Origin of the sequence: Vibrio sp. 10N.247.311.13, from assembly GCF_041467595.1 — a bacterium.
Lineage (GTDB): Bacteria > Pseudomonadota > Gammaproteobacteria > Enterobacterales > Vibrionaceae > Vibrio > Vibrio crassostreae_C.
Window position 1 is genome coordinate 13,184 of sequence record NZ_JBFSUX010000013.1, and the last position, 13,855, is coordinate 27,038.

Here is a 13,855-nt window from a genome sequence, read left to right on the forward strand (position 1 = left end):
CAGTAAACAAAAAGGGCGACTCAAAGAGTCGCCCTTTCTAAAATCAGTAACGTTAGTGATTAACCAGTCGTTATGCTTCTTTCTTGGTCGAGTGTTTACCTAGCTCGATTTGCTGCTGGTCTTTCTTGTATAGGTTTTCGAAGCAGTAGTTTGTTGCTTCGATATAGCCTTCAACACTACCACAGTCAAAACGTTGGCCTTTAAATTTGTAAGCCAATACACAGCCTGCTTTTGCCTGTTTTAGCAATGCATCAGTGATCTGGATTTCGCCGCCTTTACCTGGTTCTGTCTGCTCGATTAATTCAAAGATATCTGGAGTCAGAATATAACGACCAATGATCGCTAGGTTGCTTGGTGCTGTACCTTGCTCTGGCTTCTCTACCATGTCATCAACTCGGAAAAGGTCATCTTTGATCATTTCGCCAGAGATAACACCGTACTTGTGAGTATCTTCTTCTGGAACTTCTTGTACAGCAACAATAGAACAGCGGAACTGTTTGTATAGCGCAACCATCTGAGCTAGCACGCCTTGTTGCTCGTTCACACAAAGGTCATCAGCAAGTACTACTGCGAACGGTTCATCGCCTACAAGTTCGCGACCCGTTAAAATAGCATGGCCAAGGCCTTTCATCTCACGTTGACGAATGTAGGTGAAGTTTGCCGCTTCAATCGTTTCACGGATATTAACCAATAGGTCTTCTTTATTGGTGCCGCTAATCTGGTGCTCAAGCTCGTAGTTTTTATCAAAGTGATCCATGATCGAGTGCTTACCACGTCCAGTAACGATGCACATTCCATCCATACCAGCTTCGATAGCTTCCTCTACACCGTATTCAATCAGAGGTTTGTTTACTACAGGCATCATTTCTTTAGGCATTGACTTGGTTGCAGGTAAAAAACGTGTACCGTAGCCAGCTGCCGGGAAAAGGCACTTTTTGATCATGATAAGACCCTTTATCTATAATAATTATTGATTCAACCTGAGTGGTTGATATTTCTGAGGGCAACTCTAGCATAAGTTATGTCGAAAATTCAGCAACAATAGCCATGGTTTACTAGAGCTTCCCTCAAAATTATCGTCAGACTAAGAGGTGGGTCGATTATGCAAGCAGGTTCTGGTTTGCCCATGCTATCGCTTGAACTCTATTTTTTACCGCAAGCTTACGGAATATTTGATAGAGGTGAGATTTAACCGTGAACTCACTAATAAACAAGTCATCGGCGATTTGTGTGTTTGAAGACCCGGATTGAAGACAGCGAATCACCTGGATCTCACGAATGGTTAAATCAACATTGGTTGGTGTGGTGTTGGTATTGACCATATTGCGATAATAAAACAACAGTTGATTGGTTACCTTCCTTGGCAGCCAGTTATCGCCATCAATGACTTCTTGAAGACCACGAGCAATCTTGTCCTTTTGTTCAGTGTTGTAAAAGAGTCCTTTTAGTACCCCATAGGTAAGAAGCTCTGAGGTTGGAAGTTGCTGGGGGACATTGAATAAAATGATTTCGTGATTTTTCCACATAACAGTCAGGTTAGGACAAATAATCAGTAGTTGTGGTACCTCTCTGTAATCGACGAGCAAGATCCGGTTACTCTGCTTTCTATCAACTAGCATTAATTCGTCGGGTGTCATTTTGTAGAGAACAATAGATAAATGCTTTTCTATCTCTTTTACATGTAGATAGGTATCGTTTGGGTCGATGCACAGAAAGTGTAAAGTGCGAGCGTATCTTGATTTTCTCATTGAAACGTCCTGTTTGAGTGGGATTAGATTCCACGTTGTCATGTAGGCTTTAGCTTCTCTAGCGCCTTGATAGTGACTTGCGTTGAATATCAATTATCAAAGTAAATGAGTGGTTTGTAAGTGGAGAAAAAAGCAACATCGCTCTGAATATCATGATTTGTTACGTTTTTATTCTTTGTAGTGAGGAGAGAATAGGAATGCGATTTATCACTGCAGAAAAGCATGCTATTCTTGTGCGCTAAAATTTTCTGAGACTATGAATTTAGACGGAGCAAATCATGGCTAGCCGTGGAGTTAACAAAGTTATATTAGTGGGTAACCTAGGTAATGACCCTGAAATTCGTTACATGCCAAATGGCGGCGCAGTAGCGAACATTACCATTGCAACGTCAGAGTCATGGCGTGATAAAGCAACTGGCGAGCAGCGTGAAAAAACAGAATGGCACCGTGTTGCTCTGTTTGGCAAGCTTGCGGAAGTTGCTGGTGAGTACCTACGTAAAGGTTCTCAAGTTTACATTGAAGGTCAACTTCAAACACGTAAATGGCAAGATCAAAGCGGTCAAGATCGCTACACAACTGAAGTGGTTGTTCAAGGCTTCAATGGTGTAATGCAAATGCTTGGCGGCCGTGCTCAAGGTGGTGCTCCTGCTCAAGGTGGCATGGGTAACAACCAACAGCAAGGTGGTTGGGGTCAGCCACAGCAGCCACAACAACAGCAACAACAATACAGTGCTCCCGCTCAACAGCAGCCAAAAGCACCTCAACAAGCTCCTCAGCAGGCTCAACCTCAATATAATGAGCCGCCAATGGATTTTGATGATGACATCCCATTTTGATCCCTGTTTTTAATATATTATAAAGACAGTATTAAATTGGAAAAAGCCGCGTTCATCGCGGCTTTTTGTTACCTACAATTCTTAACGCTTTATTTACAACGTCAATTTATAGTATAAGTAGCAATACGGTATAATGTGAGTTGAAAAGGATTTCGTTATTCATGAGATATACCCCGACACTAAAATTGAGCACTCGATTGGTCGCATTTGTCACCGTGATAGTGATCAGCGCGATGTTCATTCTTTTTATTGGTGGCACACTTTCCTTTAAGCGTATTGGACAGGAATATTTAGACCATTATTTGGTTGGCATTGTCGACGTTGTAGATAAAGAGATGGAAGACCCTGACGCCGCGTATTCAATGCAGCGTTGGATGCCTAAGATGTTGCAGGCGAGCAATATTGTTGAGATGAAACTCTCGAACAAGACCGGCATCGTTTATCGTTTCAAAGATACCTCCCCACAAATTGATCCCAATCGTCTTTATGAGAAAAGCTTCATTTTAGAGCGTAATGAAGGCTACCGAATCGAATTTAAAGCACTTCCTCCTTATATTGGCTACAACTACTCAATGGAAGCGATGTGGTCAATTACTTTGGCTGTCGCATTGGTTCTGTTCTGTCTTGCTCGCGGTGTTCGTTGGTTGAAAGAACAACTCATGGGTTCTGAAATCTTGGAAGAGCGAGGAAGAATGATCTTGGCCGGTCAGGTTGAAGCTCATGCAAAGGGAGATGAGCGAGAGTGGCCTTATACCGCAAGCGAAGCCTTAGATGTATTGATTGAAGAGCTACAAGATGCTCGTCAAGAACGAAGTCGCTTTGATACCTTTATTCGTACCCATACTTTCCTAGATAAACTCACGGGAACGGCAAACCGAGTTTTATTCGATAATAAGCTGGAATCGGCACTGCATGAAAGTGGTGCTCGAGGCGGTGTGTTACTGATACGTATCGACGAATGGGAGCAAGTTAGTGATGCTAACGATAAGCAAACCACAGACGGCTTTATTATTGAAGTCGGTGAAGTACTGTCGAATATCGTTCAACGCTATCCCGATGTCATTTTTTCTCGCTATTACGAAGCGGACTTTGCTGTATTTATCCCTCATCAGGGCGCAAAAGATATTGCGACCTTGGCTGCTCAGTGTTTAAGGCAGTTAGATAAGCTAACTCCGCCAGAGCCTTTAGAGTCGGATAACTGGTGTCATATTGGTGTGACCATGTATACCGAAGGTGAGCGTCATAGCCAGATCATGGATGAAACGGAAACGGCACTAAAGAGTGCTCAGTTAGAGCGTATTAATAACTGGAGCCGTTACCCGAAAGAGAATAAGAATGAGCTTGATAGAGGTAGTGTTCGTTGGAGAACATTACTTGATAAAGCGCTGCTTCCTGAAAATTTAGTAATCTTTGCTCAGCGGTGTTATCTTATGCCGGAATCTGGTCAAGTTAATGAATTGCATAGAGAAATATTTACTAGAATTCAGGATCCTGACAAAGGTTTATTGAAATCGTCTCGATTTATGCCTGCGGTAGAGCAAGTGGGTTATCAAGCTCAAATGGACCAATCGGTTCTAAAGGTTGTGTTGAAATCGTTGAAAGAATCAACTCAACCTATCAACTATTCAGTGAATCTGAATGTTACCCCGTTTGCTAATAAACAGCACTTTAAGTGGTTTAGGAGTGAGTTGTTACAGCTCTCTGCTCAACACCGCTCTCAGCTTGCGTTTGAGTTTCCAGAAGGGCACTTGATTGCTCATCTTGATTATATGAGACCGGTGGCAAAGATGTTGCGAGGTTTAGGGTGTAAAGTTGTGGTTGGCCAAGCTGGGCGAACCATTGTTAGCACTCACTATATAAAGGATTTGAAGGTTAATTATATTAAGCTTCATCGAAGCCTAATAAAGAAAATCGACCAAAGGCATGAGAACCAACTGTTTGTTCGCAGCTTAATTGGGGCGTGTGGTGATTCTCCAACTCAAGTTATTGCCGTTGGAGTCGAGACAAAACAAGAAAAGAATACCTTGATAGAGTTAGGCATTAACGGCTATCAAGGGAGATATTTCGACGAAGAACAACAAATTATCCCTTTGCCTAATCAAGCAGAAAAAGCCGCGAAAGCGGAATCTGTTGTCAAAGTTGGACGAAGAAATCGATGGCGTAAGAGTAGTAGTTAAGAATGAATTTTAAAGCGATTTTAGACAAAATAAAGCCAACGAATAATAAAGGTAGCTCGCAAGTTGTCTTGCTGGGCAATGACGCCATTTATATTTCATCGACAGAACAAGATCCTCAAGTAGCCAGCATTCCCGTGGTTAATGGGGACTGGGAGAGTGCGCTAAAAAAATCGCTTAGCAGTGAGGCGTTTACCAGTAATAGCGTCCAACTGATTGTCTGTGCTAACTACTACCAAACCTACCAAATTGATAAACCGGACATTCCAGAGAGTGAATGGTCGGTAGCACTGCCTTTTTTACTCAAAGATCTTGTTTCAGAAAGAGTCACGGAAATTACTGCGAGTGCGGTCGCGTTACCAACGTCGAACAAGCTGCAAGTATATGTCCTGCCTAAAAAGCTGTTGGACAAGCTTTTGAATATCACTAATTCGGCTCAGGTTGAATTAATAGGTGTTGCTCCTGAAGATGAAATCTGGGGTTACAGTGCAGGCGAACTGTCTAATTTCATTCTTTTACAACGTAGCGTCAATTCACACTTTAAATTGGGTGCGTTTGTCGAAAATACCGTTTGTTTTCAAAGAACCATCCGCAGTGTTGTGCCACCTTTAACGGGTGTTGCGTCAAGTGCTCTGCAGTTAGATGGCCTCGCTTTAGAGCTTCAACGCTCGATTGATTACCTTTCTTCTCAAATTAAAGGCACCCAGCTTCACCAGCTTAAAATCTGTTGTGACGAAGAAGATGAAGCAGAGTTACAAAGTGCCTTAAACAGTACATTGAGCTCGACAGTTTCACTGTTGGTTGAAGGTGAGCGTGATAATTCAGAGAGTTTGTTGCTTAAACTTGCAGCTGAAAAAGAGACGTTTAAGGTCAATCTTTACCCTGAACACCTTAAGCCTAAAAAAGAATATTTTACGCTGACCAATGTTGTTGCGAGCTGGGGAGTAATTTGTGTTTTGATGCTTGGTGGTTACTTCGCAATGCAGTATCAAGTTTCTAATCTAGATAAAGAGCTAACAGCCCTGCAACAAGACTCGAATCAACTTAACAAGCAAGTTAACCAATTGAATAGTAAGTTAACTCAGCATAAACCGTCTCCAGAGAAAGTCGCGGCGGTTGCGCGTCTCAAACGTGAGACTGAGGCTAAAAAAGAGGCTTTGAAGGCTGTTGGACAATACGACGAATCCCAACAAGTCGGGTATTCTGGCGTCATGAATTCCTTAGCTAAATTAGGCCGAAATGACATTTCTCTTTCGCACATCTACATGACCCACGATACTTTAGATCTTAGTGGCTTGGCTCGTAACGCAAATGTCGTTCCGAACTGGATTGGTCAGTTTAAAAGTGAGCTTAATTTAGTCGGACGCACTTTTGAAAAACTAAAAATTGGCCGTAATGATCAGGATGTGGTGACGTTTGAGCTAAGTACTCGTCGGGAGAGTAAATAATGCAGCAGTGGAACCAGCTGAGCGATAAGTTTCTTGCATTAAGTCAAAGAGAAAAATGGCTACTTTTTGTGTGTGGTTTTGTTGGCCTATCGATGTTGTTGTTCACCTTATTGGTTGAGCCAGCGTATCTCGACCTACAAGCTAAAAATGCCAAGGCGACCAGCCTGACTCAATCGAATCAAAGGCAGCAAGGTGAGTTACTTGTTCTGCAAGCTAAGTTAAACAAAGACCCAGACAAAGACATTAATCGAGAGTACAAAAAGCTGCTGGTGGAGAGCCAAGATCTCTCACTTCAGCTTTCGCAGATTGTCGATGGATTAATCACACCTTCTCAAATGTCGCAGTTACTGGAGAGCGTTCTTAACGCCGGTACTGGGCTAAAGCTTGAGTCGCTAGAGTCATTAAAACCAGAAGCGATTTCGAACAATAAAGAGACCAGCGAATATTCAGGCTACTTTCTTCACCCTGTAAGAATGGAGCTAACCGGCAGTTACTTTGATATCTCAGCATACCTTCAAGCACTTGAGTCTCTACCTGTGAGCTACTACTGGCGCACATTTGAATACTCAGTAGAAGAATATCCTAAAGCTCGACTGGTGTTCGAGGTTTACACATTAGGTACTAGACAGGAGTTTATCGGTGGTTAGAACTCTTTTGTTGTCCTTGCTATTTAGTAGCTCTTTTGTGTGGGCTGAGCAAGATCCCACGGCGCCATTAGGCTGGCTTTCACCTCAACAGAAAACGGCGCCTGCTAAGAAAGCACCAACTCGTTATCGCTTGCCTTCTTTAGAAAGCATCGTGTGTAAGGGAGATACGCCTTGCTATGCGATTATGAATGGTCAGATTCTCGGACAAGGGGAAACGATCAGAGGGTACCGAGTTAAGAACATAGATCCAGAATACGTCACTCTGCAGAGAAGCTCTAAGCAGTGGAAATTAGAGATGTTCTCTTTAGATGTTAAGAATAATTAAGGTTAGAGTGAAGACATGCGTAAACTTGTAGTAGCAATCCTAGTGTCATCTTTAGTCGGCTGTTCGATGGGGCATAGAGATCCTGTTGAGATTAAAGAGTCTTTAAACGAATCAATTAATGAAGCCAATAGCAGAGCGCTTCATGAGCTGCCTTCGTCGGTTCAAGATGACCTTATGCCTCAGCTTAATTCTGACTCGATGTCTCCGGGGATGGAAACGGTTAAGCGTTTTCGTATTCAGGCAAAAGGCGTTGAAGCGAGAACTTTTTTTGCCAGCTTAGTGAAAGGTACGGAATATAGTGCGGCTATTCACCCAAGTGTGTCTGGAAACCTTACGCTTAATCTAACGGACGTGACGTTAGATGAGGTACTGGCTGTTGCTCAAGATATGTATGGCTACGATATTGAAAAGCGTGGCAAAGTGATTCAAGTTTATCCTGCCGGTCTTCGCACCGTAACGATCCCTGTCGATTACTTACAAGTTAAGCGTTCTGGTCGCTCACTAACGACGATCACCACCGGCACGATCTCTAACTCAGATTCGAATTCATCGAGCTCTTCAAGCTCGAACTCAAACTCGTCAAATTCATCCAACTCTTCTAACTCATCGAATTCGACATCGAATGGCGGAACAGAGATTGAAACGACCTCTGAAAGTGATTTCTGGCCACAGCTTGAAGCGGCAGTTGCTCACCTCATTGGTTCTGGTGATGGGCAAAGCGTAGTGGTAACCCCGCAAGCCAGTGTGATTACGGTTCGTGCTTACCCTGACGAAATTCGTGAGGTTCGAGAGTTCTTAGGTATTTCTCAGAAGCGTTTGCAGCGCCAAGTTATCTTGGAAGCCAAAATCATGGAAGTGACCTTGAGTGACGGCTACCAACAGGGAATTAGCTGGTCGAATTTGTCTAAGTCGATTGGCAGCGGTGGCGTTGTAATTGATCGTCCGGCAAGTACTTTACCGCCGTTAGATGCAATCAGCTCTTTGTTAGGCGGACAAACTAACGTAACGATTTCAGATGGCAGCTTTGAAGCAGTTTTGAGCTTTATGGACACTCAAGGTGACCTTAATGTTCTATCGAGCCCGCGAGTCACGGCGGCAAATAACCAGAAAGCGGTTATCAAAGTGGGTACCGACGAATACTACGTAACAGATTTATCAAGTTCGGTCGGTAGTGGTGATGACGCGAATGTCGCACCTGAAGTTGAATTAACTCCGTTCTTCTCTGGTATCTCTTTAGATGTTACCCCTCAGATAGACGATAAAGGTAGCGTGTTCTTACATGTACACCCAGCCGTTATTGAGGTAGAGGAAGAAGTGAAAGAGCTCAACCTAGGTTCCACGACGGGCTTGGTGCAACTTCCTTTGGCGAAAAGCTCTATTCGTGAGTCTGATTCAGTGATTCGCGCCAAAGATGGAGATGTTGTGGTTATTGGTGGGTTAATGAAATCAAATACCAGTGATGTGACCTCTAAAGTTCCATTCCTCGGTGATATTCCAGCCTTAGGTCATTTGTTCCGTAACACCAATCAGTTAACGCAAAAAACTGAACTCGTGATCTTGCTTAAGCCAACGATCGTGGGTGTGAATACTTGGCAAAATGAGTTGGAGCGTTCACGTGATCTTCTTCAGCAGTGGTTCCCTGATGAAGAGTAATTGCTTATTTTCTCTATATAGAGTGGCAGTGTCTCACTAAGCTAGGTCGTCGTATGTATCAAGCTCACTTTGGTTTTGAACAACTGCCATTTACCTTAACGCCGAATACCGATTTCTTCTATGGTTTAGCGCCTCATTTCGAAGCGATTCAGACGGTAATCTCGGCGTTGGAAATGGGCGAGGGCGTGATTAAGGTGACCGGAGAGGTAGGCACTGGAAAAACCATGGTTTGCCGGATGTTGGTCAATCACCTACATGACTGTACAGCTCTGATCTACTTACCAAACCCTGTGTTATCAGGGGCAGACTTGCGCCAGGCGGTTGCAACAGAGCTTGGTTTAGCTGTCGATAATGAAGCAACCTTGGTTGATAACATTCAGCATAAGCTCATTGAATTGCACAATTCTGGTTTAAGAGTGGTGGCTATTCTTGATGAAGCTCAGGCTCTATCGGATGAAGCGCTCGAAACATTAAGGTTGTTTGGTAACCTTGAAACGGAAGATAAAAAACTGCTGCAGATTGTCTTATTAGGTCAGCCAGAATTGGATGCTCGATTAGAGGCGTACCACCTAAGGCAGTTTCGCCAAAGAATCACATTTAGTTCGACACTGAGACCGCTGAATCTCGATGAAACGGTGGCTTATATTGATAATCGAATCGCTAAATCTGGTGGTAGCCCTGAGCTATTCAGCTTGAATCAAAAAAAGGCGATCTGTCGTTCGTCGTTAGGTATCCCTAGATTGATAAACCAACTTTGCCATAAGGCTCTATTGCTTTCGTTCAGTGAAGATAAGAAAAGTATCGACAACCAACATCTTTTTTCAGCTATGCATGAAACGTACGATGTGTGTAAGCCTAAATTTAAAACGCCAATACTGTGGGGTTGGAATTAATTATGAGCGTCATTAACAACGCCTTGTCTGAATTGGCAAAGAAAAAGTCAGCGACTTCGATTGAAGCGGCAGTCGTACCTAAAGTAAAAACGCGTTCCCCCCTAGTTTGGGTTGTTGCAGGTTTTACTTTGAGCTTAGCGATGGGCGGTTGGGCGATATCGCAAGGCCCTGTGATTGATCAGTCTATTGTTGAGCAGTCAATCTCAACTCGAGATTTACAGGTTCAAGTCTCTGTCGTTGATGATTCAAATGGCATCCAGGAAGCCGCTCAACCTATCTCATCGCCAACTAAGAAATTGGTGACACTAGACTCTGCGATCCTTTCAACAGAAAACACTGCGATGGCAAAAAGCGCTCAATCTAAGCCTAGTGTTTCCGAATCAGTTGTTATGTCTGCCCCAAAAGCGACAAAACAACAAACACCGGCTAAACCTCTAAGCACGCCTAAAACGATTAGGACTGACATCCCCCAACCAGTTTACGTTGCTAGTGTGGCCAAAAAAGATCCTGCGTCTATCTCTAATGAGCCTATAACCTCTGGTGGTTCAGAAAATAGCGGAATGTTGATCGAACAGGTTGAGTTAACTCCGGAACAGCTATCTGTGAATGCACAAGGTCGAGCTCAGAAAGCGCTTGATGCGAACGATCTTACTGGTGCGTTGAAGGGCTACACTGAAGCTCTACGCTACACGCCACGAAATGAAGATGTCCGTCAGAAACTTGCGATTCTCTATTTTGGTAAAGGCGATACTCGCAAAGCCTATGAGCTTTATCAGTCTGGAATTAAGCTCAACATCAACAGTGAAAAATTGCGATTAGGGTTATCTAAACTGCTGGTTAAAGCGAATCAATCAGAAGCGGCGCTGAGCCCTTTAGTACACATGCCTCCGCATCCAACTCAAGAGTATCTAGCAATGCGTGCGGCGTTGAGCCAAAAATCACAGCAAGAAGAAATCGCACTCGAGAGTTATCAAAAGTTGGTTGAAGTCGATTCAGATAACGCTCGCTGGTGGTTAGGCTTAGCGATTCAGCAAGAACGTCAACTCGATTTCACAGCTGCTAAAGCGTCATACCAAGGTGCGTTAACCAGAGTCGGTATCTCATCTCAATCACAAAGCTTTGTGCGTGACCGGTTAAAAATACTCAATGCTTTAGAGGAGAGCGGCGATGCAAATTAGATTAAGAAAAAGACTTGGTGATTTGCTTGTCGAAGAAGGCATTATCACTGAGGCTCAAGTTGAACAAGCACTGGCCGCTCAGAAAAGTACTGGGCGTAAGCTGGGTGATGCGCTAATTGAGCTTGGCTTCTTGTCAGAACAGCAAATGCTGAGCTTTTTGTCGCAGCAGTTAGCGATTCCTCTTATTGATTTAAGCCGAGCCGTTGTCGATGTTGAAGCAGTACAGCTTTTACCCGAAGTACATGCTCGTCGCCTTCGTGCATTGGTTATTGGACGCCAAGGTGACACTTTGCGTGTTGCAATGAGCGACCCAGCCGATCTGTTTGCCCAAGAGTCTTTGCTTGGTCAGCTCGGCGATTACGCGCTGGAATTCGTTGTTGCTCAAGAGAGGCAATTGGTTGATGGCTTCGATCGCTATTATCGAAGAACCAAAGAGATTGCCTCGTTTGCAGAGCAACTTCACGCTGAACACCAAGTTAATGATGCTTTTGATTTCGATATCGCTGAAGAAGACAGTGATGAAGTTACCGTCGTTAAGCTGATCAACTCACTATTTGAAGATGCTATTCAGGTTGGTGCTTCGGATATCCATATCGAGCCAGATTCAAACGTATTGCGTCTTCGTCAGCGTATTGATGGTGTGCTGCATGAAACATTGCTGAATGAAGTGAATATTGCTTCAGCACTTGTACTGCGCTTGAAGCTGATGGCAAACCTCGATATTTCAGAGAAACGTCTTCCTCAAGACGGCCGATTTAATATCCGAGCTAAAGGTCAGTCGGTTGATATTCGTATGTCGACCATGCCGGTACAGCACGGTGAATCAGTGGTTATGCGTCTTCTTAACCAATCAGCGGGCCTACGTAAACTAGAAGAGTCGGGCATACCGAGTGATCTGTTGGTTCGTCTGCGTCAACAATTGCGCCGTCCACATGGCATGATTTTGGTTACCGGCCCAACCGGCTCAGGTAAAACAACAACCTTATACGGCGCGTTAAGTGAATTAAACGAACCGGGTAAAAAGATCATTACTGCGGAAGACCCGGTGGAATACCGCCTACCTCGTGTGAATCAAGTTCAGGTAAACCCTAAGATCAATCTCGATTTCTCTACTATCTTGAGAACCTTTCTACGTCAGGATCCCGATATTATTCTTATCGGTGAGATGCGTGACCACGAAACCGTTGAGATAGGCTTGAGAGCTGCACTGACCGGCCACTTAGTATTAAGTACGTTACATACCAATGATGCGGTAGACAGCGCGTTGCGTATGATGGATATGGGTGCTCCGGGTTACTTGGTCGCGAGCGCTGTTCGAGCAGTAGTCGCACAGCGATTAGTTCGTAAAGTGTGTACAGATTGTAAGGTTGAGGATGAGTTAGATGAACCTCGCAAGCAATGGCTGAGCGTCCGTTTCCCTAACCAAGTAGGTGTGCCGTTTATGAAAGGCCGTGGTTGCCAGAACTGTAACTTAACGGGTTACCGCGGGCGAATTGGTGTATTTGAAATGTTGGAGCTAGAGCAAAACATGATGGATGCACTGAGAGCTAATGATGCGGTAGGTTTTGCTCAAAAGGCGAGACAGTCTGAAAACTATAAACCGTTATTGGCTTCTGCGATGGAATTGGCTCTGCAAGGTGTCGTGAGTCTTGATGAGATAATGCATCTTGGCGAAGGTGATGCGTCCGGTGCCACTGACCCAATTTATCTGTAGGGGTAGAATGATATGCCAACGTATCGTTATGTAGGTCGCAGCTCTGATGGTAGTCAAGTAAGTGGGCAATTAGACGCGAATAACGAAGATCTTGCTGCTGAAAGCTTGATGAGTAAAGGGATCATTCCAACCTCTATCAAACTGGGCAAAAGTGGTGGTTCAGTCTTAGATATGGATGTATCGAGTCTGTTCTTTCCGAGTGTACCGTTAGAGGTGTTGGTTCTGTTTTGTCGACAGTTATACAGCCTAACCAAAGCGGGTGTACCACTATTAAGATCGATGAAAGGCCTCACTCAAAACTGCGAAAATAAGCAGCTGAAAGCCGCCTTGGAAGAGGTGGTTGCTGAGCTAACCAATGGTCGCGGCTTAGCGGCGTCAATGCAGATGCACCCAAAGGTATTCAGTCCGTTGTTTGTCTCGATGATTGGCGTTGGTGAAAACACAGGCCGTCTAGATCAGGCTTTACTGCAATTAGCTGGATATTACGAACAAGAAGTTGAGACTCGCAAACGAATTAAGACTGCGATGCGTTACCCAACATTCGTGATCAGTTTTATCTTGATTGCAATGTTCATTCTTAACATCAAGGTTATTCCACAGTTCTCAAGCATGTTTGCGCGCTTTGGTGTCGACTTGCCGCTGCCTACTCGTATCTTGATTGGTATGTCTGAGTTCTTTGTGAATTACTGGGGCTTAATGCTTGGAGTGATCTTTGGTCTTATCTTCGCTTTTAAAGCTTGGGTGAAGACAGACAAAGGCTTGGAAAAGTGGGATCGATTACGCTTAAAAATGCCGGTCATTGGCGGGGTAGTGAATCGAGCACTGTTGTCACGCTTCTCGCGTACTTTTGCTTTGATGCTTAAAGCGGGTGTTCCACTGAACCAGTCGCTAGCGCTTTCGGCGGAAGCTTTAGATAACCGTTTTCTAGAGTTGCGAGTTCAAGCCATGAAATCGGCCATTGAAGCCGGTAGTACGGTTTCGTCGACCGCGATTAACAGCGAAATTTTCACACCGCTCGTGATACAAATGATCTCCGTCGGTGAAGAGACGGGTCGTATTGATGAGCTATTACTTGAAGTGGCTGATTTTTATGACCGCGAAGTCGATTACGATCTGAAAACCTTAACCGCCAGAATTGAACCCATTTTGTTAACCATCGTTGCAGGCATGGTGCTGATTTTGGCGCTAGGTATCTTCTTGCCGATGTGGGGAATGTTGGATGCGATCAAAGGCTAGGGA

The 13,855-nt window shown here is 44.2% G+C and carries 12 protein-coding genes; 10 read left to right on the forward strand and 2 right to left on the reverse strand.

Annotated features, from left to right (window positions below; translation table 11 throughout):
- Positions 1-70 precede the first annotated feature (70 nt).
- Positions 71-943, reverse strand: a complete 873-nt coding sequence (gene galU, locus AB6E52_RS07870) for a UTP--glucose-1-phosphate uridylyltransferase GalU (protein ID WP_102321223.1) — start codon at positions 941-943, stop codon at positions 71-73.
- Positions 944-1,100: 157 nt separating this feature from the next.
- Complete coding sequence (locus AB6E52_RS07875; protein WP_029235590.1) at positions 1,101-1,748, reverse strand: LuxR C-terminal-related transcriptional regulator; 648 nt, start codon at positions 1,746-1,748, stop codon at positions 1,101-1,103.
- 278 nt (positions 1,749-2,026) lie between these two features.
- Between AB6E52_RS07875 and AB6E52_RS07880 the strand changes: the two genes are divergently transcribed.
- The 10 genes from AB6E52_RS07880 to AB6E52_RS07925 all read left to right on the forward strand — a co-directional run bounded on the left by AB6E52_RS07880 (position 2,027) and on the right by AB6E52_RS07925 (position 13,852).
- A complete protein-coding gene (locus AB6E52_RS07880; protein WP_017061342.1) occupies positions 2,027-2,584 on the forward strand; it encodes a single-stranded DNA-binding protein in 558 nt (185 codons plus the stop codon).
- A gap of 161 nt (positions 2,585-2,745) precedes the next feature.
- On the forward strand, positions 2,746-4,761 hold the full coding sequence (gene csrD, locus AB6E52_RS07885; RefSeq protein ID WP_017062969.1) for an RNase E specificity factor CsrD: 2,016 nt from the start codon (positions 2,746-2,748) through the stop codon (positions 4,759-4,761).
- 2 nt (positions 4,762-4,763) lie between these two features.
- Positions 4,764-6,206, forward strand: a complete 1,443-nt coding sequence (locus tag AB6E52_RS07890) for an MSHA biogenesis protein MshI (protein WP_017061344.1) — start codon at positions 4,764-4,766, stop codon at positions 6,204-6,206.
- Positions 6,206-6,853, forward strand: coding sequence for a type 4a pilus biogenesis protein PilO (gene pilO / locus AB6E52_RS07895; protein ID WP_102321222.1), 648 nt, complete (start codon positions 6,206-6,208; stop codon positions 6,851-6,853). Before AB6E52_RS07890 ends, pilO begins: the two co-directional genes overlap by 1 nt.
- Positions 6,846-7,178 (forward strand): hypothetical protein, encoded by a 333-nt coding sequence (locus AB6E52_RS07900; RefSeq protein ID WP_017061346.1) that lies wholly within the window; start codon positions 6,846-6,848, stop codon positions 7,176-7,178. The genes pilO and AB6E52_RS07900 overlap by 8 nt, the downstream gene beginning before the upstream one ends.
- Before the next feature lie 15 nt (positions 7,179-7,193).
- Positions 7,194-8,831, forward strand: coding sequence for a pilus (MSHA type) biogenesis protein MshL (gene mshL / locus AB6E52_RS07905; RefSeq protein ID WP_102321221.1), 1,638 nt, complete (start codon positions 7,194-7,196; stop codon positions 8,829-8,831).
- A 53-nt stretch (positions 8,832-8,884) separates the two neighbouring features.
- Positions 8,885-9,724, forward strand: a complete 840-nt coding sequence (locus tag AB6E52_RS07910; RefSeq protein WP_017061348.1) for an ExeA family protein — start codon at positions 8,885-8,887, stop codon at positions 9,722-9,724.
- 2 nt (positions 9,725-9,726) lie between these two features.
- The gene (locus AB6E52_RS07915; protein WP_102321220.1) at positions 9,727-10,902 is read left to right on the forward strand and encodes a lipopolysaccharide assembly protein LapB; all 1,176 of its coding nucleotides are present in this window, start codon (positions 9,727-9,729) and stop codon (positions 10,900-10,902) included.
- Positions 10,892-12,616 carry a GspE/PulE family protein gene (locus tag AB6E52_RS07920; protein ID WP_017061350.1) on the forward strand — a complete coding sequence of 575 codons (1,725 nt, stop codon included), beginning with the start codon at positions 10,892-10,894 and terminating at the stop codon, positions 12,614-12,616. The genes AB6E52_RS07915 and AB6E52_RS07920 overlap by 11 nt, the downstream gene beginning before the upstream one ends.
- Positions 12,617-12,628: 12 nt before the next feature.
- Positions 12,629-13,852 (forward strand): type II secretion system F family protein, encoded by a 1,224-nt coding sequence (locus AB6E52_RS07925; RefSeq protein ID WP_017061351.1) that lies wholly within the window; start codon positions 12,629-12,631, stop codon positions 13,850-13,852.
- Positions 13,853-13,855 lie beyond the last annotated feature (3 nt).